21 protein-coding genes are annotated in these 25,694 nt (G+C 57.1%); 15 read left to right on the plus strand and 6 right to left on the minus strand.

Going from position 1 to position 25,694, the window contains the following annotated elements; genetic code table 11:
* The first annotated feature begins 79 nt into the window (after positions 1-79).
* From AD949_RS02935 to AD949_RS02950, 4 genes are all read left to right on the plus strand, one after another.
* Complete coding sequence (locus AD949_RS02935) at positions 80-1,309, plus strand: glutamate-5-semialdehyde dehydrogenase (protein WP_048837066.1); 1,230 nt, start codon at positions 80-82, stop codon at positions 1,307-1,309.
* A gap of 8 nt (positions 1,310-1,317) precedes the next feature.
* Positions 1,318-1,986, plus strand: coding sequence for a nicotinate-nucleotide adenylyltransferase (locus tag AD949_RS02940; protein WP_048837049.1), 669 nt, complete (start codon positions 1,318-1,320; stop codon positions 1,984-1,986).
* An 83-nt stretch (positions 1,987-2,069) separates the two neighbouring features.
* The gene (rsfS, locus tag AD949_RS02945; RefSeq protein WP_048837065.1) at positions 2,070-2,522 is read left to right on the plus strand and encodes a ribosome silencing factor; all 453 of its coding nucleotides are present in this window, start codon (positions 2,070-2,072) and stop codon (positions 2,520-2,522) included.
* 116 nt (positions 2,523-2,638) lie between these two features.
* Entirely contained in the window at positions 2,639-3,094 is a 456-nt protein-coding gene (locus AD949_RS02950; RefSeq protein WP_048837048.1) for a 23S rRNA (pseudouridine(1915)-N(3))-methyltransferase RlmH, read from the plus strand.
* A gap of 311 nt (positions 3,095-3,405) precedes the next feature.
* On the opposite strand, the gene AD949_RS02955 is transcribed toward AD949_RS02950, so the two are convergent.
* From AD949_RS02955 to AD949_RS02975, 5 genes are read right to left on the minus strand one after another with little or no spacing between them, the layout of a single operon-like run.
* The gene (locus tag AD949_RS02955; RefSeq protein WP_048837047.1) at positions 3,406-4,320 is read right to left on the minus strand and encodes an N-acetylmuramic acid 6-phosphate etherase; all 915 of its coding nucleotides are present in this window, start codon (positions 4,318-4,320) and stop codon (positions 3,406-3,408) included.
* A 33-nt stretch (positions 4,321-4,353) separates the two neighbouring features.
* A complete protein-coding gene (locus tag AD949_RS02960) occupies positions 4,354-5,658 on the minus strand; it encodes an exo-beta-N-acetylmuramidase NamZ family protein (RefSeq protein WP_048837046.1) in 1,305 nt (434 codons plus the stop codon).
* A complete protein-coding gene (locus tag AD949_RS02965) occupies positions 5,655-7,142 on the minus strand; it encodes a sodium:solute symporter (protein WP_048837045.1) in 1,488 nt (495 codons plus the stop codon). The genes AD949_RS02960 and AD949_RS02965 overlap by 4 nt, the downstream gene beginning before the upstream one ends.
* Complete coding sequence (locus AD949_RS02970) at positions 7,139-7,870, minus strand: copper homeostasis protein CutC (protein WP_048837044.1); 732 nt, start codon at positions 7,868-7,870, stop codon at positions 7,139-7,141. Before AD949_RS02970 ends, AD949_RS02965 begins: the two co-directional genes overlap by 4 nt.
* Positions 7,857-8,783, minus strand: coding sequence for an ROK family protein (locus AD949_RS02975; RefSeq protein WP_082064910.1), 927 nt, complete (start codon positions 8,781-8,783; stop codon positions 7,857-7,859). Before AD949_RS02975 ends, AD949_RS02970 begins: the two co-directional genes overlap by 14 nt.
* A 182-nt stretch (positions 8,784-8,965) precedes the next feature.
* On the opposite strand from AD949_RS02975, the gene AD949_RS02980 reads away from it, so the two are divergent.
* From AD949_RS02980 to AD949_RS03000, 5 genes are all read left to right on the plus strand, one after another.
* Complete coding sequence (locus AD949_RS02980; protein ID WP_048837042.1) at positions 8,966-10,105, plus strand: ROK family transcriptional regulator; 1,140 nt, start codon at positions 8,966-8,968, stop codon at positions 10,103-10,105.
* 199 nt (positions 10,106-10,304) lie between these two features.
* A complete protein-coding gene (locus AD949_RS02985) occupies positions 10,305-12,731 on the plus strand; it encodes a TonB-dependent receptor (protein ID WP_048837041.1) in 2,427 nt (808 codons plus the stop codon).
* A 91-nt stretch (positions 12,732-12,822) separates the two neighbouring features.
* A complete protein-coding gene (gene gluP / locus AD949_RS02990; RefSeq protein WP_306308944.1) occupies positions 12,823-14,124 on the plus strand; it encodes a glucose/galactose MFS transporter in 1,302 nt (433 codons plus the stop codon).
* Positions 14,125-14,130: 6 nt separating this feature from the next.
* Positions 14,131-14,925, plus strand: coding sequence for a glucosamine-6-phosphate deaminase (nagB, locus tag AD949_RS02995; protein WP_048837040.1), 795 nt, complete (start codon positions 14,131-14,133; stop codon positions 14,923-14,925).
* 70 nt (positions 14,926-14,995) lie between these two features.
* Positions 14,996-17,197 carry a beta-N-acetylhexosaminidase gene (locus AD949_RS03000; RefSeq protein WP_244463474.1) on the plus strand — a complete coding sequence of 734 codons (2,202 nt, stop codon included), beginning with the start codon at positions 14,996-14,998 and terminating at the stop codon, positions 17,195-17,197.
* Between the two features lie 66 nt (positions 17,198-17,263).
* Here AD949_RS03000 and AD949_RS03005 read toward each other — a convergent pair whose 3' ends face one another.
* The gene (locus AD949_RS03005; protein WP_048837039.1) at positions 17,264-18,199 is read right to left on the minus strand and encodes a LysR family transcriptional regulator; all 936 of its coding nucleotides are present in this window, start codon (positions 18,197-18,199) and stop codon (positions 17,264-17,266) included.
* A 142-nt stretch (positions 18,200-18,341) separates the two neighbouring features.
* Between AD949_RS03005 and budA the strand changes: the two genes are divergently transcribed.
* From budA to AD949_RS03035, 6 genes are all read left to right on the plus strand, one after another.
* On the plus strand, positions 18,342-19,100 hold the full coding sequence (budA, locus tag AD949_RS03010; RefSeq protein WP_048837062.1) for an acetolactate decarboxylase: 759 nt from the start codon (positions 18,342-18,344) through the stop codon (positions 19,098-19,100).
* A 57-nt stretch (positions 19,101-19,157) separates the two neighbouring features.
* A complete protein-coding gene (alsS, locus tag AD949_RS03015; protein WP_048837038.1) occupies positions 19,158-20,846 on the plus strand; it encodes an acetolactate synthase AlsS in 1,689 nt (562 codons plus the stop codon).
* Positions 20,847-21,121: 275 nt separating this feature from the next.
* Positions 21,122-22,819 (plus strand): thiamine pyrophosphate-binding protein, encoded by a 1,698-nt coding sequence (locus AD949_RS03020; protein ID WP_048837037.1) that lies wholly within the window; start codon positions 21,122-21,124, stop codon positions 22,817-22,819.
* 27 nt (positions 22,820-22,846) lie between these two features.
* Positions 22,847-23,590 (plus strand): (Fe-S)-binding protein, encoded by a 744-nt coding sequence (locus tag AD949_RS03025; protein WP_048837036.1) that lies wholly within the window; start codon positions 22,847-22,849, stop codon positions 23,588-23,590.
* Complete coding sequence (locus AD949_RS03030; RefSeq protein WP_048837035.1) at positions 23,587-24,996, plus strand: lactate utilization protein B; 1,410 nt, start codon at positions 23,587-23,589, stop codon at positions 24,994-24,996. The genes AD949_RS03025 and AD949_RS03030 overlap by 4 nt, the downstream gene beginning before the upstream one ends.
* Positions 24,996-25,583 (plus strand): LutC/YkgG family protein, encoded by a 588-nt coding sequence (locus tag AD949_RS03035; protein WP_048837034.1) that lies wholly within the window; start codon positions 24,996-24,998, stop codon positions 25,581-25,583. The genes AD949_RS03030 and AD949_RS03035 overlap by 1 nt, the downstream gene beginning before the upstream one ends.
* The last annotated feature ends 111 nt before the right edge of the window (positions 25,584-25,694 follow it).

Raw genomic sequence — 25,694 nt, forward strand, 5'->3', positions numbered from 1 at the left:
GGACGCCATCATGAAGGCGCAGGAAGATGGGCAACAGGGTTTGGCACAGCAGACGGTTTCCGGCGCTCTGCCAAGCCCAATGGTAGCCTTGGCGCGCCGAGCCAGACTGGCGTCCCGCACTCTGGCGCAAAGCCCGTCCTCCGCGCGGGACAAGGCGTTGTGGGCCGCCGCCGCCGCTGTGCGTGAGGCGCGCTCTGCTATTCTCGCAGCCAACGCGAAGGATCTGGAAGCCTCTACCGCAGGGGCTGCCTTCCGGGATCGCCTGACCCTGACTCCGGAGCGGGTGGAAGCCATGGCTGCGGGGTTGGAGGAAATGGCGGACCTGCCAGACCCGGTTGGCCGGGTGCTGGAAGAATGGACCCGTCCAAACGGCCTGCGTTTCCGGCGGGTTGCTACACCTGTCGGCGTGATTGGCGTGATTTATGAAAGCCGCCCCAATGTGGGCGCGGATGCGGCTGGCCTGTGCATTAAATCTGGCAACGCGGTTCTGCTGCGTGGCGGGTCTGAAAGCCTGCACAGTGCGCGGGCTATTCATGCGGCCATTCAGGCTGGTCTGCGGGCGGCCGATCTGCCGGAAGATGCTGTGCTGATCGCCCCGGATGGGGACCGTGCCCATGTGGCGGAGATGCTGGGCGCTGCCGGGCTTGTGGATTTGCTCATCCCGCGTGGTGGCCGGTCTCTGGTGGACCGTGTGCAGAAGGAAGCCCGTGTACCGGTTCTGGCCCATGCTGATGGCCTCTGCCACACCTATGTTCATTCCGCAGCGGACCCGGCCATGGCTCGTCGGATCGTGCTGAACGCCAAGATGCGGCGTGTAGGTATTTGTGGTGCTACGGAAACATTGCTCATTGACGCAGCCATTGCGCCGTCTCTGCTCCCGCAGATTGTAGGAGATCTTGCCGAGTTCGGTTGTACGTTCCACGCGGATGCGGAGGCCCGGGCCATCATGCCTGATCTCCCAGTTGCGACGGAGCAGGATTTCTCCACGGAATGGCTGGATGCCGTGCTGAACATTGCCGTGGTTGATGGCGTGGATGAAGCACTGGACCATATCCAGAAATATAGTTCTTCCCACACCGAAGCCATTGTGACGTCGGATGAAGCTGTGGCGACACGCTTCCTGAACGGTACGGATAGTGCGGTGGTGATGTGGAATGCCTCCACGCAGTTCTGTGATGGGGGCGAGTTCGGTTTTGGCGCGGAAATTGGCATTGCCACAGGCCGTTTCCATGCGCGTGGGCCGGTGGGGGTCGAGCAGTTGACCACCTTCCGGTACGAGGTGATCGGTACAGGGCAGGTGCGGACCTGAAACCGGGCATGACCCGACGGGATACGATTCCCACTTGGGGGGACCGCCGTTTTGCGCGGATTGGTCTGCTGGGTGGGTCTTTTAATCCCGCCCATTGCGGGCATCGGACCATTGCGCAGCGCGCGCTGGTGGCTCTGGGGCTGGATCAGGTCTGGCTCATGGTCTCACCGGGTAATCCGCTCAAACCCGCCGCAGGCATGGCGCCGTTTGCCCGCAGGTTCGACTCGGCAGCCTCTCTGGCGGATGGACACAGGCTGATTGCCACGGATATCGAAGCCCGACTCGGCACACGCTATACGTTTGATACGTTGGGAAAGCTGCAAACGCGCTTTCCCAACGTGCATTTTGTCTGGCTGACCGGAGCGGATGGCTTTGTGACGCTGCCAAGATGGAAAGGCTGGAAGCGCCTGCTGCACCGTGTGCCGGTGGCGGTCATGCCGCGTCCGGGGCAGACTATGCGGGCTTTACGGGGGGCTGCGGCGCATTATCTGGCGCATTATCGGCTGTCCTCCGGGCAGGCACGGCTGCTGCCTGATCTTTCTCCGCCAGTATGGACTTTTCTTCCGGGGCGACAAAACGGTATATCTGCAACATCAATTCGCCAGCAGGGCGGCTTTGGGGTGGATGTCGGCCAGACCGGCACCCCCGATACGTTCAATTCAGGAGATTCGTCATAGCAACCAAGCCACCCGCCGAAGCATCTGCACGCAGCAGGTCCTCCACGGCCGCCACCAAAAAAGCAGCATCCGCCAAACCGGCTCTGGCCGGAGCCGCCAAGGTTACCGGGTCTGTCCGTAAAAAAGCCGCAGCCGCCGGGCCGAAGGGCAAGGTGAAGCGTGAGGCGGCCTCGCCGGACGTTATCGCCCAGTCGCTCGACCTCATTGTGAACAGTCTGGAAGACGATAAGGGTGAGAATATCGTTGTGATCGATCTGACAGGCCGCGCCTCCTTTGCAGACCGGATGGTGATTGCCACCGGTGTGGCGGATCGTCAGATTGCCGCCATGGCCCAGCATCTTGAACGCAAGCTGAGAGACATCGGCATCAAGCGTGTTCTGGTTGAAGGTGCCAACGGGTCTGACTGGGTTCTGCTTGATACGGGCGATATCGTTGTCCATCTTTTCAAGCCGGAAGCGCGGGAGCTGTATGGTCTGGAAAAAATGTGGGGCGCTGAACTGGATGATGGGAATGAAGAGGCTGTAACGCCCGTCTGACTCCCGGAATGGGTTGAATTTCAGCGCGTATGAAAAGGGGAAGCCGCAGGGCTTCCCCAATTTTTTACAGAACGCCCGATCAGACGGGGTGTTTTGCATTACGGGAACTTGGCGGGATGAAGCTGATTGCTGTCGGGCGGATGAAGGATAAGTCCGAGCAGGCGCTTGTCGCCCGCTATCTGAAACGGCTTCGTCCAGCACTTGATCTTGTGGAACTGGCGGATGGTCGTGGCAGCCCGGATGAAATCAAGCGGCGGGAAGCACAGGCCATTCTGGCGGCCTGCCCGGATCAGGCTTTTCTGGTGGTGCTGGATGAAGCCGGTCGCGCTTTTGACAGTCTGGCTTTTTCCGCAGCCGTTGCAAACTGGTCCGCACTGGGGCGTCCGCTCTGCTTTGTCATTGGGGGTGCTGAGGGGCTGGATGCGGCGGTTATTCAGCGCGCGGACGCCAAACTTTCCTTCGGCACACTCACATGGCCGCATATGCTGGTGCGGATCATGCTGGTGGAACAGATTTATCGCGCACAGGCCATTGCGGCAGGTCACCCATACCACCGGGCAGGGCGGCCTTAGGGGCCGCTGTAAAAGTCGCCCGGATCGTCCCTGCGTCGGTCTGGTGTGCCGCTTGCAACGGATGCCAACCCGCGTTTGTATGAACTCATGGCGTCTTCTGCGCTCACACAATAAGCCTTTGGCACCAATCAGCCAAAGACGACGAAAAAGAGGTTTGAGCGTGCGCAGGGAGGTATGACACTGCTGGCCTGAGCCCGGATGCCAGAGTATCAGGGCTCTCGCGCGGTCTGGTCCGTCACAAAAATGCCCCGCCAGTCTTTCTCTCTGGCTTTTTGCAGTCGCCTTTCAAACGGACGCGCCAACGACGCGGATCAGCGATTTTTCAGGACAGACCGCAGATTGCCCGCATGCTCAGCCAGCAACGTGCGACCTTCTTCCGGAGAAAAGCCAAAACACACCAGAATGGCCAGCTTGATGCTGCCTTCGGCTTTTTCCAGTGCTGTGCTGGCTTCGGCTTCGGTGCAGTCCGTTAACTGCTGCACCATCCGATGCGCACGGCGGACGAGTTTGGCGTTGACGATCTTCATATCAACCATCTGTCCGCGCCATGTGTGGCCAAGCCGGATCATCAGGGCCGTGGAGAGCATGTTTAGCGCGACTTTCTGTGCTGTTCCGGCTTTCATGCGGGTCGAACCGGCGACCACTTCCGGCCCGGTTTCAATCAGCAGCCCCAGTTCAGCGTCTCGTAGCAGGCGCGTATGAGGACTGCACGACAGGCCAATGGTCAGGCTGCCGGCAGCGCGGGCGCAGGAGAGGGCGGCGCAGGTATAGGGTGTGCCGCCGCTGGCCGCCACGCCAATCACCACATCATCCGGGCCAGCGTTGTGGGCGATTATGGCCGTGCGGGCTGCCTCTTCATCATCCTCAGCGCCTTCCACGGGCTGGAACAGGGCGGCATTCCCTCCGGCGAGCAGCAGAACCAGCCGGTCTTCCGGCCAGCCATAGGTGGGGATGAGTTCCACGCCATCCTGCAAGCCAATCCGGCCAGAGGTGCCAGCGCCCACGTAAAACAGGCGTCCGCCCCGTTGCAGGCGGGGCAGGGCGGCCGTAATGGCGTCTTCCATGCCGGGGAGTGCTGTTTTGACAGAGGCCACGGCTCCCAACTGACTTTCCAGCAGAACATCCAGCAGGGTGCTGGTGGGCCAGAGGTCCAGCGCCTCATACCGGGAATCAGAGGTTTCGGTTTTGGCTGGATCTGTGGAGGCGGACGGAACCTGCTGGGTCATACAACAAAAATCCTGTGCTGGGATAACGATGACTTAGTATAAAAGAAATGTCTGACGGAGGGCGCGGAAAGCAGCGAGATCTTTTTCCCAGAGTGCCGCGAGTGCCGTGGCGTCAGCCCCTTTATCCAGAAGGAGGCGAATCTGTGTATTCCCGCTGAGTTGGTCAAAGGTTTTTCCAGTCCCGCGCCAGAAAGAGGGGCCAGCCAGACGACGCGCAGTGCTGAGCAATGTCATCCCTGTGGCAACCGGGTCAAACTGTGTACGGTCAGTTACAGCACAATGCAGGCCATGTAGCAGCGTGTTTTTAAACGGGTCTACAAGGGGCGTAAACCAGACATCCTGAAAAGCGACGCCCGTGCAACCGGCTTTTGTTGCTGCTGTAGCCCAAGCGTGTCCGTCCACATCCTCACCCCCCAGATAGAGGAAGGGCATGGTTGTCCCCCGACCAACCGAAAAACGGCTTCCTTCAAACAGGCAGGTGCCGGGATAAACCAGAGCGGTTAAAGGCGTGGGCATGTTGGGGCTGGGTGGGCACCACGTCAGGCCTGTCTCTTCAAAAAACATGCCACGTTGCCAGCCTTCCATCGGGATGATGTCGAGAGACGCCTTTTGGCCAGCTTTTTCTGGGATAAACACGGCGTTAAACAGGCGCGCCAGTTCCGCTACCGTCATGCCATGGCGCAGGGCGATTGGTGCGCGCCCGACAAAGGAGGCCAGACGTGGGTCCAGCACCGGGCCGGAGGCGTTCAGCCCGGAAATGGGGTTGGGGCGGTCCAGCACGAGCAGGGGGAGCCCTAACTCGGCGCAGGCCATCATGCAGTCAAACAGGGTCCAGATATAAGTGTAGAAGCGAGATCCGGTATCCTGAATATCAAAAATAAGCAGGGTAATACCTGATTTTTTTAGGATGGATTTTAAGGCGTCTCCGGTTTTGGCGTAAATATCATACACCGTGCAGCCTGTTTCCGGGTCTTGCGTTTCCGGTTCGGAAAATCCTTCTTTCATGGATCCGCGAAAGCCATGCTCCGGCCCAAAAATGGCGTGAAGCCGGACGGAGGGGGCCAGATGCAGGCAGTCCACAATGGAGGTCAGGGTGTTATCCACGCTGGCCACATTGGCAATCACACCAACCTTGTGCCCCAGCAGCGGCGCGTAGCCGCCCTCCCGCAGTTTTTCAAATCCGGTTTTAACGCGGCCAGCAGAGGAGGGCGCGCACGCAGGGCCGGGAGAGGCGGAGGACGCCTGTGCGGGCAGGCAGCTAGCAAGAAATGCCCCACCAAGACCGAGTAAGGCCTTGCCGCTTTGGTGTGCCAGTGCACGGCGGGGGAGAGGGGTCATGCGTCAGGCGTCCGTTTCAGGAGCGGCAGGACTGTGCGACCCAGACGCAGGCCGGCGGCAAAGAAAAAGAGTAGAAGAATACCTGTCAGAATAAGCCACGGAAACGCGAGAGGGTGCCCGTTGGGGCGTACGGTAGCCATGGTCAGCAGGACAAGCGGCACGGTGAGGCAGAAAGCCGGGATCAGTTCCGTAGCACGGGCGGAGGGGATGGCCATACCAGCCAGAAATGTGCCCAGCATGGGGCCGTAGCCACAGGCGGCAATGGAGAATCCCAGCAGCACAGCGGATTGACTTCCTTGCGCAAACAGCAAGGAACAGCCCACAAGAGCCACGCTCCAGAACACGGTCAGCGCACGGGCTAAGGCCAACGGGCTGAGCGAGAGCATGCGGCCCAATTTGGCACAAAGCCCGGAAAAATCCCCAACAGTGGCAGCGGTCATGGCGGAAAGCGTGGAGGAGAGGGATCCCATGGTGGCGGCGAGAATGGCCGCGACCATCAAACCGCGCAGGCCCTCGGGCAAACCATGCACAATATAGTCAGGAAAAATGGCATCGGGTGAAGAAAGTCCCGTTTGCTGCAACGGCACTTGCCCATGATACAGCCACAGTAACACTCCAACCCCAGATAGCAGGAAGAACAAAGCGGTGACCCCTACCGCACTGCCCATCAGGGCCATGCGGGCGTCCTTCAGGCTGCGGGCGGCCAGTACACGCTGCACCATAAGTTGGTCTGTGCCGTGGGAGGCCAAAGTCATGAGTGTGCCACCGCCTATGGCGGCAATCGGGGTAAAGGCGCTGCTAAATGGCGTACTGGCATGGGCAAATAGGGCAAATTTCCCGGCATGGTGTAAGGCGCTGAAGCTCCCGGTAGGTAGGCCGTGCATCAGTAATGCGGCACAAAGTGCCGAACCTCCCAGATACAGGCAGAACTGAATGGCGTCCGACCACACAACGGCCCGTAACCCGCCACATAAGGTGTAAAAAAGTGTGATGCCTACAACGAGTGTCAGAAGAGCCAGATGTGGAACGGCCATATGCGTGGCAGCCAGCATGGCTGTGAGCGGGAGCATGCCTGCAAACAGCCGGACAGCTTCTGCCAGAATACGTGTGCCAAGAAATGTGGCGGAGGCTAGCCGCTGCATCCGGGAGCCAAAGCGTTGGCCCAGATAATCATAAGCGCTCAGCATGTGGCCGGAACTATAAAGTGGCAGAAATTTCCATGCGACCAGCGCGCGGCCCAGCAAATACCCCAGCGCCAGACCGACAAAAACCATCCCGTTCCCAAAAGCCACGCCGGGAACACTGATAACGGTGAGAGTTGATGTTTCCGTCGCGACCATAGAGAGACACAGCGCCCACCACGGTAGGTCATGCCCCCCTTCCAGATACGCGGCGGTGGAGGATTGCCGACCGGACAGCAGCACGGCCAAAAGCGGCATGCCGATAAGATACGCCAGCATAACGCCCAGATCGAGCATGTTCATGCAGGGCGTGTCCCACCTGCCTGTCGTGCGGCGGCAATCAGGGCACGGATGGCGTCCGGGTCCGTCACAACGGGCTGGGAACCATAACCGAAAGCGGCATCCTGAGCGTTGGAGGGGGTGGTTTTGCGGCAGGAGGCATGGATTTCCGTAACGCCTGTCTGGCGAAGAATGGCGCCCACATTATCAGCCTTCACGCCGCTGCCAGCCAGAATAACAATCCGTCCTCGGGCTTCTTCCTGCAAGCGGGCAAGACAGTCTACACCGTCCGGCGCGGAGGGCTTCTGGCCGGATGTCAGAATACGTGTGAACCCGGCCGAAATTGCAAATTCCAGCTCCGCAAAAGGGTCTTGCGTGAGGTCAAACGCTCTGTGCAGAGTGCGTTCCATGCTTCCACACTCTTCCGACAGGCGCAGGAGCAGATCATGGTCCAGATGCCGGTCGGGCCGGAGCGCGCCTAGAACGACACCGGCCAGACCAGCCGTGCGGGCTGCGCGGATATCATTCCGCATGACAGCGGCTTCGTCAGTATCAAAAATGAACGCGCCCGCGCGCGGGCGGATCATGGCGAGGGCTGGTAGGGGACAGTCGGCGGCATACTGCATCAACCCCATGCTGGGGGTTAGCCCGCCAACATCCAGCGAGGCGCAGAGTTCCAGCCTGTCCGCCCCGGCGGACGTGGCGGCCTGAATACCCTGCGGTGTTTCTATGCAGATTTCAACATGCGTCATAGCACAGCTCCGGGCCAAGGCAGGCCGCCCCTAGAATACCAGCATCTTTCCCTAGAATGGCGCGCCGGAGCAGGGGCTGCGTGGTGGGGGAGAGGATACGCTCCCGCACCGCGTGGTCCAGTGTCTGCACAAGCAGGGCGGAATTACTCAGCCCCCCCGCGACTGGTACAACCGTGCTGCCAATGACGTTGAGAATATGGGCTAGCGCGGCGCTGGTATAGGTCATCCAGACAGACAGGGTGCGTGTCGCCTGTCTATCACCGTCTTCCCAAAGTTTTAGAATGGCATGGCTTGTTTCCGGCTTTCCACCGGCCCACAGATGCAGGCGCTCAAGAGATCTGGCCCCTGCAATGGTATCAAGACATCCCGACTGACCACACCCACAGCGGAACAGGGGAACGGCTGCGGCAATGTCATCAGGGTCTGTCAGCAAGGGCGGCGCGATAACAACCGGCGCGTGGCCTAACTCTCCTGTAACGCCCCCCAGACCGGGCACAATCTGCCCATCCAGCACAAAGCCGCCGCCAATGCCTGTGCCCAGAATCAGGCCAAACACATTCCGGTGTCCCTTTGCGGCTCCAAAACGGGCTTCCGCCAGAGCAAAGCAGTCGGCATCATTCCCGATGCGGACAAGGCGCTGGGTGCGTTGGCTAAGCCGTTCTCTCAGCGGTGTGGTGCGGATACCGGGAATATTAGCTGCATGGACATGGCCGGTCTGCGGGTTTTCAACACCCGCAATGGCAAGATGCAGCGGCACGTCCGGATACGGGGCGCAGAGCGTGTGCAGCACATTGATAAAAGCGTCGGCATCGTCAACCGGAGTTGGCACGGCGTGGCGCTGTTCCAGTCTGCCATCAGGATGGACGAGAGCAAAATCGATAAACGATCCGCCGATGTCTGCACAAAGAAGCATAAGGACATCCGTGATTAAAGGCGCTGGGGGCACAGACACGCAGACACTGCGCGCCGTTAAATCCATTCTCTTCCGGGTTAGTATTTCAAAGGGAGTTTGTAAATATCATTCCGTCTGTTTGCACAACTTGTTTCATGATATAAATTATCATTCCGTATCGTTTTGCAGCGTGAGAGCCGAATATGCTGTCTTCAGGTCATTATCAAATTCTCAGCATTCTCAGCCGCAAAGGGGCAAAAAGCCGGAGCGAACTGGCAGCGGAATTAGGGCTGAGTAAGGCGGGTATTTCGGCTTTGGTGCGGGACTTGCTGGAGAAGCATATCCTGAGCGAGCAGGAGCCTGTGCATGGAGCGGGCCGTCCATCCGTGCCGCTGGTTGTGCGGGCTAATGCGGCCTCCTTTATTGGTATTTCCTTGCAGGACGATCCCGCCGTTGTGGTGTTGACCGACTTGCATGGAACTACCCTGAACAGGGTTGAACTCCCCCGGTTGGCGGAGCCGGAAGCCTGTATTGCTCTTCTGGCCAGTACAGTGAAAACCGTGCGCTCTGCGCTGCCGCGTGACCGAGGAAAGCTGTCCGGCATTGGCCTTGCGCTACCGGGTTTTGTGGCGCGGGACCGGCAAACCTGCCTGACCTGCACTGCACTGGGGTGGCGGAATATTAACATCGGCGCGGCGCTGGCTGAACGAACAGGCCTGCCAGTGTGGGTGGAGAATGACGCCAAGGCACTGATTCTTGGGGAGCAACTGTTTGGCCCGCTGAAAGGCAGCCCGGATTTCAGTATGATTTTTGTAAGCCACGGCATTGGGTGTGCCCATATTGTCAATGGCCGTCTGTTATGGGGCAATGCCGGTGGGGCGGGGGAGATCTCCCACGCACCCATAACCGTGGATATGCCGCAGGCTTTGCCTTGCCGATGTGGGAATCGCGGGTGTCTGGAAACAGTGGCGTCTCTTCTGGCCATCGGGAATGCCGCCAGACTGGCAAATCTGCCGACAAATATGCAGGATTTAACCCGTTTGGCGGCGGAGGGGCGTGCGGAGGCGGTCAGTATTCTCCACAGAGCGGGCTCTGCCATGGGCATTGCCACAGCGCAACTTATCCAGATGCTCGACCCCAGCCATGTTGTGGTGATGCTTGACCCGGCTTTGAAAGACGGCGTGTACGGCCACGCCCTGCAGTATGAAGCTGAATCTCACATTCTTCATCGCACAAATGCCTGTACCATGATCAATTTTCGAGATTTTGCGCCAGACAGCTTCGCACGTGGGGCCGCCAGTCTGGCCATGCGGTATTTCATTTTCGGGCATGGCGGGATCTGAAACAGCCGCAAGACTAGCCCGAAATTGTGTCTTTCATGCAACGAATAGCGAGGCTGTAACATAAAATCTTTATTCGCATCATGAATTAAATCGTTCTCTTTAAACCCCCATTGCATACTAACAACGAAATTTGCAGGGTTACGTTTCTATTCAGGAATGATGTGGGGCGTTTCCACCATCGGGCGAGGGGGTTGTTATCATGCGTCTTTCATTGCGTCAGCTTTCAGTCTCCTGTGTTGCGTTGACAGGGCTTCTCGCCACGTCCGCGCAGGCACAGTCAGCACCTGCTGCGTCCTCTGGGCATCAGGTTAAAAAGACTTCCAGACCCTCTGGCCCGGTCAGGAAAAAAACAACTACTGGTAACGGGCTGAGTTCCTCCGTTCTTGGCCAGTTTACGGGGTCTACAGAAGAAATTTCTGTTACCAGCCACTCAGTGTCTTCAACCGGGGTTACCAACCGAACACCCGGTGGTGGCCTGATGCCGCACCAGACCGCCCCGCGCTCTCAAAGTGGCATTACGAGAGACTTTATTGCCAAACAGGCTCCGTCTTCAAATATCACGTCTTTGATTGCAGATTTGCCGGGTGTTACCGTCACCAGTCAGGACCCTTTCGGCATGACGGGGGACCACCTTCAGGTGCGAGGTCTGAATGAAACGCAGATGGGCTACCTGTTTGAAGGCGCGCCTTTGGCGGACCCGATCAATTATGCTCCCTATACCTCTACACTGATCGATTCTGAAAATCTTGGTTCTGTGACAGTGTCACAGGGAGCACCTGATCTTAACGCGCCATTTTACAACGCGGTTGGCGGCCAGATTACGGCAACGGCCCTTAACCCGTCCCGTAAGGCTGGGGGATTTCTGGATCTCGGCGGTGGCTCCTACAGCTATAATAAGGAGTTTATCCGTCTGGATACAGGCACTATCGGTAATTCCGGTGTGCGCGGCTATGTGTCTTTCTCGCATACTGGCTACAATAACGGCGCACGCGGGCCGGGTGGCCTGTTCCGGTATCATCTGGATTCAAAGTTTGTAAAAGAATGGGGTGACGGAAACAGCATTTCCGCTATTTTTTCCTATAACCGGCAGGAAGCAACCTCATGGCGGTCTCCCAACAAAGCCCAGTGGGACCAGTATGGGGTGGGTTTCTCTTACGACAAGCATTTCTCGCCGGGTGATTCCCAGTATTACAAGCTGAACCGGCAGAACCTGAACCAGCAGCTTATTGTTCTACCCATGAACTTTACGCTGGCGGACAATTTGCATCTGCATGTGTCGCCTTATTTTGTCCACCAGTTTGGTCCGTCGTTGGGGGGTGAAAATATTCCTGCATCTGGCGGATATTTTGGTACGCAGCAATATGGGGACCTGAATGTCGGCACACCGGTTAACGGCAAAATTCTCACCTCTAGCCGAGACCCATGGAACCAGAAAACCGGCGGTATGAATATCTCGGCTGACTGGCGGATTTCCAAAAGCAACACATTTTCCTTCGGGTGGTGGTATGCCTACACCACGCATGAGGAACTGTCTGATTTCCGCCCGGTCTATGCCGATGGGAGTGGCTGGTCTGGTGATGTCATCCGCGTGGGTGGAAAAATCCTTACTGGGTATGATCTTAACTTCATGCAGCAGGTTAACACCCTCTTTATTGCTGATACGCAAAAGCTGCTGAATGATAAACTAACTCTCAGTGCTGGCTTTCGTGTGGCTATGGTCTCCCGTCAGGGCACAAATCTTGTGCCGGGGGCGGACCCGTATAAAATGCAGGGTAATTATTTTGAGCCGCTGCCACAGTTTTCCGCCAGCTACATGATCACGCCGAAAGATCAGATTTTCATTAATGGCACAACATCCTTCCGTGCGCCGGAATCTGTGGAAGCCTATTCGCAGATTTTTGACCCCAATGCCGCACATGCCACCATGCAGCCGCAGAGCCTGAAGCCTGAATATTCCATCAGTGAGGAAATCGGCTATCGCCATCAGGGAAATTTCTACAATTTCTCTATGTCTCTGTTTAACATCAATCTGACAAACCATCAGGTTACGTCCACCGGCTATATCCCCAATACCAACATGATGGTGGCATCACCCATCAATATTGGTGGGCAGACCTCCCGTGGTGTGCAGGCGGAAGTCGGGCTGGCGCGTTGGCACCATTTCAGCCCCTATCTGTCCGGGCAGTTTCTGCATTCCACGTTTGACAATAACTTCAACACAGGCAGTGGATATTTGCCCACGGCCGGTAAAACTGCCGTTCAGGCTCCCAAATTCACAGGTGCTATTGGCCTGAATTATGATGATGGGCGCTTCTTCGGCAATTTTGATCTGCGCTATGTGGATACGCAGTACACTACCTTCATGAATGATGAGAAAATGCCAGCCTATGTCACTTCCAATCTGACGCTGGGCTATCGCATGAAATCCTTCAGCTATCTGAAGCACCCCCAGATTCAGCTTAACCTGACCAATGTCGGGGATAATCATTATCGCTCCGGGTCCAGCTACACGGCCAATGCGCACCCGCATATCACCTCCACGGGGGCGGTGGCGGCAGGGAGCGCGCCAGTTTACTATGTTGGCGGGGTGTTTGCCGCTATGGTTTCAGTCTCCTCCGGGTTTTAAGGGGGAACGCAGAGTTACAAACCCTGCGTGATCAACAGAGTTAAGGCAGGGAGCCGGAGGTTTCTCCGGCCCGTTGCTGAAGGAGTGCGGTGTGCTCAGGTTTCCGATTGCAAGTCCGGCCGGTGCCTATGGCTGGCGGCCTGTGCTGATTATGGCGGCCCTGTTTTTCAGTATCGGTTTTGTTACATGGCTAAACGGGCCGCTGATTACCTTCGTTCAGATTGCTTTTAACCTCAGTGATGTGGCGTCCTTTCTGGTGCCCGTCTGCTTTTATCTGGCGTATCTTGTTTTTCCCCTGCCGGCCACGCTTGTAGCGCGACGTATTGGCCTGCGGCGCGGCCTCGTTGTGGCTCTCGCCATTATGGCGGCGGGAACGCTGCTGTTTGGGGAGTGTGTGAATGGGCGGTGGTATGCAGGCGCTCTCAGCGGGCTGAGTGTAATTGGCGCGGGTCTTTCTCTGCTGCAAATTACCGTTAATCCGTATGTCAGCCTGCTGGGCGATCATGACCGTGCTGCCCAGCGCATTGCCATTATGGGCATTGCCAACAAATTTGCAGGCATTGTTGCTCCGGTGCTGTTTGCGTTGATTGTCATGCCGGATGTCGGGCAGGTTGTCGCCAATATCAGCCACACGCCGGTTGGGCCGGTGCGGGATGCAGTGCTTACTCAATTTACGCATGCTGTCCATGTGCCCTATCAGGTTATGGCCGGATTGCTTTTGCTTCTGGCTGTATTGGTAGGGCGCGCACCATTACCGGAAATTACGCTTGAAGCCGCGGAGCAGCAGAGCATACCCGCGCGCAAGGCCCAGCCCGCGTGGCTGCTGACAGGCGTATTCGCCATGTTCCTCTATGTTGGTGTGGAGGTTATGGCCGGGGACGCTATTGGCCTGTTTGGGCATTCCTTCGGACTTTCTCTCGATATTACAAAATATCTGACAGCCCTTACGCTGGCATCCATGATGCTGGGGTATCTGGCTGGTATGGTGATTGTGCCGCGCTTTATCAGTCAGGATGGCTATATGCTTACCTGCTGTGTGCTGGGCATTCTCATCTGTCTGGCGGCCCTTGTCGCGCCGGGTGTCGTTCCGGTTTTCTGTGTGGCCCTGCTTGGGTTTGCCAATGCCATGATTCTGCCCGCCCTGTTTCCCATTGTTCTGGCTGAAGCTGGGTCTGATGGTGCAAAGGCCACGGCGTTTCTGGTTATGGCTTATTCTGGTGGTGCCGTGTTGCCGCAGATTTTTGTGCATATCGCGCCCATGCTTGGCAATCTGCACGCCTTCATGGTACTGGTTATCCCGGCCTATCTTTTTATTGCTGGGTGGAGCATGGCTCTGCGCGCCAAGACAGGTGCTCCGGTTCCTGAATCCCTGATTACTTCGGCTGGAGACTGATTTTTTATGAAAATCGTCATATGTTCCGATGCCGCGCAAACACGGCGGCTGGCGGCGCAGGTGCTTGCACAACAGGTGCGGAGCAAACCAAACTCAGTGCTTGGTCTTGCTACTGGCCGCACTATGGAAGCTATTTATGCGCAACTGGCAGAAAAAGCGCAGAATGAAGCGCTAGATTTCAGTGACGTGACGACATTCAATCTGGACGAATATATTGGTCTCGCGGCAAACCACCCGCAGTCCTACCGCTATTATATGCAAGAGCATCTTTTCGGGCTGATTAATATTTCAGCTGAGAATACGCATGTGCCAGATGGGACTGCTGAGGATGTAAAGGCCGAAGCGCGTTCTTACGAAAATCGTATCGCACAGGCTGGTGGGATAGACCTCCAGTTACTCGGGCTTGGCGAAAATGGGCATATTGGATTTAATGAACCTCTTTCCGCGTTAAACAGCCGCACACATGTTGTGACACTGGCTCAGGCAACCCTGCGGCAAAATGCGGGGATGTTTAACAACGATATGGAGCAGGTGCCCACCCGTGCATTAACCATGGGGACTGGCACTATTCTGGATGCGCGAGAAGCATTGCTTGTGGTAACAGATGCTAAAAAAGCTGAGATTATAGCGCGTGTTATTGAAGGCCCGGTAAGCGCGCTTGTGCCGGGGTCCGCTTTGCAACTCCACCCACATTGCCTTGTATTGCTGGATGCTGCCGCTGCATCGCGCCTGACGCAGCGGGAGGCCATTTTCTGGCAGATGCAGCATGACCCGGACTTGCGCGCCTTACTTTCCGCCTGAAAAAGACCACGACCTTTCTGCATAAGGCAGGCTGCTTTCAGAGCCGTTGCCATAAAAAAGAGGACGCAGCATGACAAAACAGACTTTCTCAAAATTTCGTCGCGTGCTTCTGGGCAGCGCTGCTGTTCTGACACTCGCTGCGGCTCCGGCGCTTGCTGCATCGCAAGGGGTGGAACCCGTGGCTGTATCAGCAGGCGTTTCAACGGTTGTACCGGCTCTCATGCCAATGCCTGCATCGGTTTCTCTGCCAGCAGGAGCACTGCCATTAAGCGGGGGGGTAACCGTACAGTGGGAGCAGCAGCCGTCTCCGTTGCTGGCCCGCGCTGCGGAGCGTTTTACAAAGCGCATTAACGCGCTAGCGGGGCGTGTGCTGCCTCAGCAACCAGACGGTAATCAGGTGGGGCAGACAGCGAGTATCCCCGTGCATATTCAGGTGGGCGAGGACCGAGGCGCTCTGACAGTCCATGCTAAGGAGAGTTATAGTCTTCAGGTCAACGCCTCTGGTGTGGCGCTGACAGCAGAGGGGCCAGATGGCGTTCTACATGGTCTGGCAACACTCGCGCAGCTTGTTACGCGGGGTGAAAACGGACCACAACTGGCGTTTGCCACGATTACAGACAGCCCGCGTTTCCCGTGGCGCGGGATTATGATTGATACCTCCCGGCATTTCATGGCGGTTGAGACACTCCAGCGGCAGCTTGACGCGATGGAACTGCTCAAGATGAATGTGCTGCACCTGCATCTGAGCGATGGCACCGGCTTTCGGGTGGAAAGCAAGCGCATGCCGGAATTGACGGAAAAAGGCTCGCACGGCCAGTATTACACGCAGCGAGAACTGAAAGACCTTGTTGCGTACGCCGCAGATCGCGGTATCCGCGTTGTGCCGGAGTTTGACGTGCCGGGGCATGCGCTGGCGTTCCTTCTGGCGTATCCGGAACTCGCTGCGCAAAGCCCGGTTAACCCTGAGCCCAAAAACAAGAATAATGCTGCACTGGACCCTACGGTGCCTGCCACGCTCCGCTTTGTCCGCAAGCTTTATGCTGAAATGGGTAAACTGTTCCCTGATGCCTATTTCCATTCTGGTGGGGACGAGGTGGACCCGAAGGAATGGATGAAAAATCCGAAAATTGTTGCCTATATGAAGGAAAACGGTTTCGCGACACCGCAGGCTCTACAGGCGCATTTTACGGCGGAAGTGCAGAAAATCCTCGCGGATCAGGGGAAGATCATGGTCGGGTGGGATGAGGTGAGCGAAGCGCCTATCCCTAAAGACGTTGTTGTGGATGTTTGGAGAAGTTCGAAGTTCCTTGCTTCTGCTTCAGCAGATCATCATCCGGTCATTGTCTCGGCAGGGTATTATCTTGATCTGCTCCAGCCAGCGTCCCAGCATTATCTGGTAGATCCGTATGACCCGGCGGCAAACGGTATCACCCGTGCACAGGCCGATAAGCTTCTGGCCAAAGGCGGACGGCCGGATCTGGTCAATGCGTTTTTGAAAGAACCGGCCCCGGCCCCACTGACGGACGAGCAGAAGCAGTATATTTTGGGGGGTGAGGCACCTCTGTGGTCCGAGTTGGTGACGGACGAAATGCTGGACGCCCGTTTCTGGCCGCGTGCGGCGGCTATTGCGGAACGGTTCTGGTCTCCTGCATCTGTGCGGGATGTGAATGACATGTATCGCCGTCTTGCCGTGGTGGACGCGGAATTGCAGTTGACCGGTTTGCAGGCTCAGGCCAACACACATCGGATGGCGTTGCGGCTCTCCCCCGGCAATGCTGATCCTGTGGAGTGTCTGGCGAGCGCAACAGTGCCTTTGCGCAATTACGTCATGAACCGCTATGTCAGCCATCATGGGGATGCGTTGGATGAAATTGGGGAAGTCACGTCCCCGGACCCGTTCCCTGCTGTGCGGTTCAGTATGCTGGTTGACCAGTATGTGGCGGGGGACCGTTCCGTTCTTCCCGCTTTGAAAGCACAAATGCAGGTCTGGCGAGATAATGATGTCGCCTTCCAGCAAGTAGCAACCGTGCGTGGGTTGTCAGAGGCCGTGCCGATCTCTCACAATCTCGCGGTCATGGCCGGGGCGGGGCTGGATGCCCTGAACGGTCATAAGAAAAAACTTTCTACTGCGGATAAGAAGGTTTTTGATCAGGAAGAAACACTGATCAATAGCTCAGCGGATGTTTCAGGCTCTTTCTTCGGCACGACTTTTCCGCCGGGAGGACTGATGATTAGTGTGGAGCCGGCCATCAGAAAACTTGTAGGACTGTAAGGTCTGCTCTTCCGGGCGTCCTGAAAACGGATGCCCGGATACCATCTGTAAAATCACTGAGTTTTTTCAGGATTCCGCGGCGGGAAACTGATCTTCAGGGCTCATGTTTTCCCATTTCCGGCAGGAAGCGCGTAGAATTTTAACAAACCGTGCAACCAGCGGCATGTTCTGGCCGGAGCGAATGGCAACAGCGAGTGTGGCGCGGGGGGCGGGTTCGCTCAGTGTATGGAATGTCACCCCGCCCGCATGAATCTGGCTGAGAGAGCGGGGCACAACGGAAACCCCCAGCCCGGCCGCAACCAGTGGCACCGTGCCAGCAATTTGCGGTGCCTGTTGGCCCATGGGTGGCGTAACGCCTGCTAATTGATAAGCCGATAAAATGGCGTCATGAAAGCCGGGGCCGAGCTCGCGCGGGAAGATAATCAGTGGGTCTTCGGCCACCTTATCCAGACTGATAACGGGCTGAGCGGCCAGCCGGTGCCCTCGGGGCAGGGCAATAACAGTTGGTTCATCCAGCAGATGGAAAACAGAAAGCCGCGTGGGGTCCGGCACGGGGGGGCGGATAATGGCCAGATCTGTGCTGTGGTCATGCAACGCCGCGCAGAGAGCCGGTGTGTTGCTCTCCTCCAGTGAGAGCGTGACATCTGGCGCACTTTCCCGAAAATGCCGGATAACCATAGGGATCACCGGCAGAAGGGGAACGGCTCCGGCTAGCCCTAGCCGGATGTGGCCGAGTTCACCCCGCGCAAGTCCGTCTGCGGTCACCATAAACTGGGCCTGAAGGTCCAGAATGGTGCGGGCACGGGGCAGGAGGGTTGCACCAATTTCAGTCAGCTTGACCCCCCGTGTCTGGCGTTCAAACAGCGCCACGCCAAGCTTCTGCTCCAGTTGCTTGATCTGTTGGCTCAGGGGCGGCTGTTCCATCCCCAACTCCTCCGCAGCGCGGGTAATGCTGCCGTGGTCTGCTACAGTGACAAAATAACGCAGGTGTCTTATATCCATTAGGCATATTTATATCATATGGATAATGCGTTCAATATATATTGGAAGACTAGATCATCCTGTAATAACGTTTGTGTCACTGAGATAAGCAACCAATGAGTGTGAAACAGTGCGCAGTATGAAAAGCAGTCCGGTGGCAGACATGGACATTCGGTCTTCTGCTCTCGGGAATGGTGTGGGCAAGAAGCCCGTCGCCAACCGCCTTTATCAGACCTCCACCATGGCCGCTCTGCTGGACGCCGTGTATGATGGTGAAACCACGCTGGATGAGGTGCTGCATCACGGTAATTTCGGCCTTGGCACTTTTAACGCGCTAGACGGTGAGATGATTGTGACGGACGGCGTTGTGCGCCAGTTCCGTGCGGAAGGGCAGGCTGCTGAAGTTCCGGGGTCTCTGAAAACACCTTTTGCCTGCGTGACCTATTTTGAGCCGGAAAAAACGCTCAATGTTGATAAACCGCAAACAAAAGAAACGTTTGAAGCACTGGTGGACCAGCTTGTTGGCAACCCCAACCTGTTTGGGGCCGTACGTTTTACCGGGCAGTTTGAGCGGGTGGATACCCGTACGGTGTTCTGCCAGTGCAAACCCTACCCGCATATGCTGGATGTTGTGAAAAAACAGCCGACGCTGACAATGGAGTCCGTCACAGGTACCATGATCGGCTTCCGTACGCCTGCTTATATGCAGGGTGTAAATGTAGCGGGGTATCACCTACATTTTCTGACAGAAGATCAGAAACGTGGGGGGCATGTTACGGAATATCGGCTGGTCCGTGGCCAGCTTGAGGTTGCCGTTATCTCCGATCTTGAAATTCAGTTGCCGCGCACAGAGCAGTTTGCAAAAGCAAACCTCAATCCTGAACATCTGAGCGAAGCTATTCGGATTGCCGAAGGCGGCTGAGACTTTTTTGACCACTGCACCCCCGGTGCAGTGGTCTTTTTACAGGACGTTATAGAAATGACCGAGCCTTCTGATCACGCTGCACAATGCGGTGCGGAGCTTATTGTCAAAAATCTGGTGGCGCATGGCGTCACGCATGTCTTCGGTATTCCGGGTGCCAAGGTTGACCGCCTGTTTGATGCGCTGGTTGATTCCCCGATTGAAACCGTGGTGACCCGGCATGAGCAGAATGCCGCCTTTATTGCTGGGGGCCTTGGCCGCCTGACGGGGAAGGCCGGTGTGGCGATTGCAACATCCGGTCCCGGAGCTTCAAATTTTGTAACAGGTCTGGCAACCGCCAATTCTGAAGGGGATCCTGTTCTGGCCATTGGTGGGGCCGTCAAGCTGGCGGACAGGCTGAAGCTGACGCATCAGACCATGGACACGGTCAGCCTTTTCAAGCCCATTACCAAATACAGCGTGGAAATTACCAACCCGCTGGCAATTTCAGAAGTGATGGCCAATGCCTTCCGTTTTGCGGAAAGTGGCCGTCCGGGTGCTTCTTTTGTCAGCACACCAATGGATGTGCTGTCCATGCCCGCCAATGCTCCTGTTCTGGCAGACCGCGCGGTGCCAAAAACCGGCCCTGCCGCAGCGGATACCATTGCTGAGGCTGCGCGGCTTCTGAAAAACGCCAAACGCCCGGTTGTGCTGTTGGGCCTTCTGGCCAGTCGCCCGGATGTGGCGGAAGCCGTGCGCGCGTTTGTGGCCACCACGGGAGCGCCGGTTGTGGGGACCTATCAGGCGGCAGGTGCGGTCTCGCACGAACTGGTTGACCGTTTTGGCGGGCGCGTTGGTCTGTTCCGCAACCAGCATGGGGACCAGCTTCTGCATGAAGCAGATGTGGTTGTGACCATTGGGTACAACCCGGTGGAATATGACCCATGGTTGTGGAATGTGAATGACGCCCGCAAGATTATCAATATTGATATTGTCGCGGCGGAACTGGATAACGCGTTTGTTCCTGTTGTTGAACTGGTGGGGGAAATTGCCCCAACGGTCAAAGCCCTTGCCCAGCAGGCAGGTAAGCTGACGCAGGCTCCGGAACTGGAAACCATTCTAGAAGGCTACAAGGTTGCGCGCGCCGGTGCGCTGCGGGACGCCCGCAGCACCAGCAATACCGCTGTGCATCCGTTGCAGATTGTCCGGGAACTGGAGCAGATTGTCACACCGGATGTCACACTCTGTCTGGATATGGGCACGTTCCATATCTGGTTGGCCCGGTATCTGCTGTCCTTCCGTGCGAGGCAGGTGCTCATCAGCAATGGTCAGCAGACCATGGGCGTCGGTCTGCCGTGGGGGATTGCCGCAAGCCTGCTCAACCCGGCGCAGAAAGTGATTTCCATCTCTGGGGATGGCGGTTTCATGATGTCCAGCATGGAGTTGGAAACTGCCGTGCGCCTGAAATGTAACCTGATCCACATGGTCTGGATTGATCAGGCCTACAATATGGTGGAAATGCAGGAGAAGAAGAAATACGGTCGTGGCTCCGGCGTGGAATTCGGGCCGATTGATTTCGCCAAATACGCAGAAGCCTGTGGGGCCACAGGCATGACCGTGACATCGGCTGATGGTGTGGGCAAGGCGTTGAAAGCGGCCATGGATATTGAAGGCCCGGTGGTGATTGCCGTTCCGGTTGATTACTCCCAGAATCACTTGTTGATGAAGCCGCTGGCCCAGCTTGGGGAAACGTCCGCAGCAGCCTGAGACCCTACAGGACAGAATTCTGTTTCAGACTGTTTTCATGTGGCGCTTCCTGTTATAACAGGAAGCGCCACAGGCGGATTAAGGACTGCTAATGCTGGACGACGATTATCTTTGCCAGACTGGCGGCCCTGCAAGGCCAACCGCTGATAAAATTCGCGCTGTTCCCTTCTGTGCGCATGGGCAGTTATCAGCAGGCAGGTGGGGTGCCATAAAGGGTGAAGCAGCCTGAGTGCGGGCGCACGGCCTTTTTTGGGCAGAACAGAAGGATAATCGGAATGCAGATGTCATCGCTTGATGCAGCCGGGCAGAATGGCATGCGGCGTGGAGCGGCTGTGCTGCTCGAAATTCTGCGTAGCGAAGGTGTGGACTATATTTTTGGTAATCCGGGCACAACCGAACTGCCGCTTATGGATGCCCTTCTGGAAGTGCCCAACGTTGCCTATATTCTTGGCCTACAGGAAGCCAGCGTTGTTGCCATGGCAGACGGCTATGCGCAGGCGGCCCGTAAACCCGGCTTTTTGAACCTGCATACAGCGGGCGGCTTGGGGCATGGTATGGGCAATCTGCTCAATGCCAGCGTCTCTCAGACACCGCTTGTTGTCACGGCTGGCCAGCAGGATTCCCGCCATACCATTTCCGACCCGCTCCTGTTTGGGGATCTGGTGCAGATTGCCCGCCCCGCTGTGAAATGGGCGCAGGAAGTGGCTCATGCGGATCAATTACCCGTGTTGTTGCGCCGCGCTTTTCACGATTCCATGGCGGCCCCTGCGGGTCCCGTCTTTCTTTCTCTGCCCATGGATGTGATGGAAGAAATGAGCGGGGTGGATATAGGCACCCCGTCCGTTATCAATCGGGCTGCGGTGGCGGGTGGTCTGGACGATCTGGCAAAAGCCTTGACCAGCCTTGCGCCGGGCCGCGTTGCATTGATTGCGGGGGATGAAGTTTATGCATCCGATGCGGCGGCGGAAGTAGCCGCCGTTGCGGAGTGTCTGGGTGCGCCGGTTTACGGGTCTTCATGGCCGTCCCGCGTGCCGTTTTCCACGGCCCATCCGCTCTGGTGCGGAAATCTGCCAACGCAGGCCACGGCTATTGCCGAGCGGCTGAGTGCGTATGACGCCATTTTCGCACTCGGCGGCAAGTCCCTTATTACCATTCTCTACACGGAAGGCCCCGCGCTGCCAGCGGGTTGCGCCGTGTATCAGATGTCGTCCGATGTGCGGGACCTTGGCCGCACCTTCAACACGCCGCTCTCTGTGGTCGGGGATATCCGGGCTTCTCTTCAGGCACTCCTGCCGCTGCTCCGTAAGGCGACACAGCCGCGTCAGGCTGACTACGCTGCGCAGGCGGCACAGGTGGCAGCGGTACGCCGGAGCCAGCGGGCGGAAGCCGTAGCGGAAGCCAAGGCCAGACGGAATGAGGCCGCTATCCCGCCGCGTGTGGCAGCATGGGAGGCCGTGCGGGCCATTGGCCCGGATGTGGCGATTGTGGATGAGGCTATTGCGACCTCCTCTGATGTTCGGCTGTTTCTGGAAAGCACATGGCCGGGCCAGTATTCCTTTTTGCGCGGGGGCGCGCTTGGCTGGGGGATGCCTGCAGCCGTTGGCGCGTCGCTCGGCTTAGGGCGGGACAGGGTGGTGTCTCTGGTAGGAGATGGTGCCGCACTGTACTCTCCACAGGCCATCTGGACTGCCGCGCATGAAAAGCTTCCTGTCACGTTCGTGGTGATGAACAATCAGGAATATAACGTTCTCAAAAATTTCATGAGACAACAGAAAGATTACCTTTCCGCACGTGAGGGAACATATCCGGCAATGGATATTGTTAATCCGAGTATTGATTATCAGGCCATGGCGAAATCCATGGGCGTACCATCCTGCCGGGTGACGCGCGCGTCTGATATCGCACCCGCCATTGAGGCTTCGCTGGCTTCCGATGGTCCCTCTCTTGTTGAGATCATGATTACAACAGGCTGAAAACCTGTTTTACCGCCGGGGGTTTGCATGAAAATAGGTCTTTTTATACCGTGTTATATTGATGCGTTTTATCCGAACGCGGGGATTGCCACGCTGGAACTGCTGGAAAAGCTGGGGCAGGACGTGGACTACCCGCTGGACCAGACCTGCTGCGGTCAGCCCATGGCCAATTCCGGCTGTAATTCGGATGCTGCTGCGGCGGAAGCCCTTTTTGTGCGCAATTTTGCGAAATATGATGCCATTGTCATGCCTTCCGGCAGTTGCACGCATCATGTGCGGGATAATTTTGACGCTATTCCGCAGACGGCAGAGGTGCAGCATGTCCGCAAAAACACGTTTGAGCTGGTCGAATTCCTGCACGATATTCTGAAAGTGGAAGACTTTCCGTGGGCGGAGTTCCCGCACAAGGTTGGCCTGCATAATAGCTGCGGCACCCTGCGCGCGCTGCGCACCGCCAGCATGTCCGAACTTGGCGAGCCGTTCTTTTCCAAACCGATGGATCTGCTCTCCAAGGTTAAGGGCATTTCCTTCGCCACTCCCAAACGCCCGGACGAATGTTGCGGGTTTGGCGGCACGTTCTCTGTCACGGAAGAGGCCGTTTCTGCCCGCATGGGGCTGGATAAGGTGCGGGACCATCATCAGGCTGGGGCTGAGTATATCGTCTCGGCAGATACGTCCTGCATGATGCATCAGCAGGGGTGTGCGGAACGCGGCGGTGTGCCCATCCGCTTTATTCATATTGCTGAAATTCTGAACGGAGCGCGGTCATGAAGGTCAAACCCGTCAATCACGCCAAGGCGGCGGAAGCGTTTCTGGAAGATGCTCCGCATCTGACCTTCCATGATGAACGCCTGTGGGACATGCGCCAGAAGCGTGACCAGCAGATGCATCTCCTGCCGGAATGGCAGGAACTACGCAGCCGCGCGTCCGCTATTAAAGAGCATACGCTGGCCAACCTGCCCGAATATCTGGAGCAGTTTGAAGCCAACGCGAAAAAGAACGGCATCCATGTGCACTGGGCCGCGGATGGTGCGGAACATAACCGCATTGTGGGCGAAATTCTGGAAAAGCATGGTGCGAAATCGCTCATCAAGAGCAAGTCCATGGTCACGGAAGAATGTGACATGCGCGCCTATCTGGAGCCGCGTGGCGTTGTCGTGACGGAAACGGATCTGGGCGAGCGTATCCAGCAGCTTGATGGCCAGATGCCTAGCCATATCGTGGTGCCAGCCGTGCATAAGCTGGTGCCCGATGTGGCGAGGATTTTTGCCAAAAACTACAATACCGACCCGAATGATGACAGCCCGCAGTCTCTGGCGGAATCGCAGCGTATGGCGGCCCGCCCGGTTATTCTGACAGCCGATGCCGGGATGACGGGCGGCAACTTTCTGGTGGCGGAAACAGGGACCTTTGTGGTCTGCACCAATGAAGGCAATGCGGACCTGAGTGCGACTGTCCCCAACCTGCACATTGCAACGCTGGGGATTGAACGCATTGTGCCGCGTATGGCGGATATGGGTGTTTTTGTCCGTCTGCTCTCTCGCAGCGCGCTGGGGTCTCCCATTACGCAGTACACCACGCATTTCCGTGGCCCGCAGAAGGGCGGGGAGATGCATATCGTGCTGGTGGATAATGGCCGCTCTGCCCGTCTGGGTATGGAAGAGTTCTGGACATCGCTTAAATGCATCCGTTGTGGCGCATGCATGAACACCTGCCCGGTTTATCGCCGCTCTGGTGGTCTGTCCTACGGGGCGGTCTATTCTGGCCCGATTGGCGCGATTATCGACCCGACATTTAACGAGCGGAAATACAGCACCCTGCCGTTTGCTTCCACCATGAATGGAAGCTGCACGAACGTCTGCCCGGTGAAAATCAATATTCACGAACAGCTTTATAAATGGCGTCGTGTGCTGGCCGAGCATCATGAACTGCCGTTTGTAAAACGCGAAATCATGCATATGGCCGGTAAGCTGATGGGCCAGCCCACGCTGTATCGGACGGCCATTAACGGGACGGAAGTTGCCCTGAGTTCCCTGCCGCGCTTTGTGCTGTATAACTGGCTGAACCCTTGGGGTAAGCATCGCGAACTGCCGCATCCGGTCAAGCAGACCTTCCATAGCTGGTACAAGAAAAACCGCCTTAAAGGCAAAGAAGAGTCTAAGGGAGGGAAAGCCTGATGAGTTCCCGCGATACAATTCTGGCAACACTCCGCGCCAACCGCCCCGACCCCGCTGCTCATGAACTGCCGCCCGTTGCAGTTCTGGGGGATATGGATGCTGGCAAAGCGCGTTTTGAAGATGCCCTGCAACTTCTGGGCGGGCAGATTTTGCTGCCACAGGAAGGCGATACGCTGGCATCAGCCATTGCGCGTCGCTTCCCGGATGCCAAAATCATCTGTTCCGCCGTGCCAGATTTTGAAGGCACCATCCGTCTGGAGGATGTGGCGTCCCCCCAGCAGGCCGCCGCTACGGATGTTCTGGTTGTGCGCAGCCCGTTCGGGATTTCAGAAATGGGCTCTATTTTTCTGAGCGAGGCCCAACTGAACAGCCTGAACTCTGCCGCGCATCTGACGCAGCATATTGTGGTGATTTTGTCCGAGAAAAATCTGACCGCCAATATGCATACAGCCTATGTCGAACGGCCGGAATTTCACACTGCTCATTACGGTGTGCTGATGACTGGCCCGTCCGCCACGGCTGATATTCAGGGCGTGCTGATCCGCGGTGCGCAGGGTGTGCGGTCCCTGTCTGTCTGGTGGGAATAAATCCAGCCTGAGGCAAGAAAAAGCCGGATCAGGGGGACCTGATCCGGCTTTTTTTACGGCGCGTCACTCTGATACGTAATCATCCTGCATCGTAAGTCCTTTCAACAGACT

The organism is Acetobacter orleanensis, from assembly GCF_001581005.1.
Taxonomy (GTDB): Bacteria; Pseudomonadota; Alphaproteobacteria; order Acetobacterales; family Acetobacteraceae; genus Acetobacter; species Acetobacter orleanensis.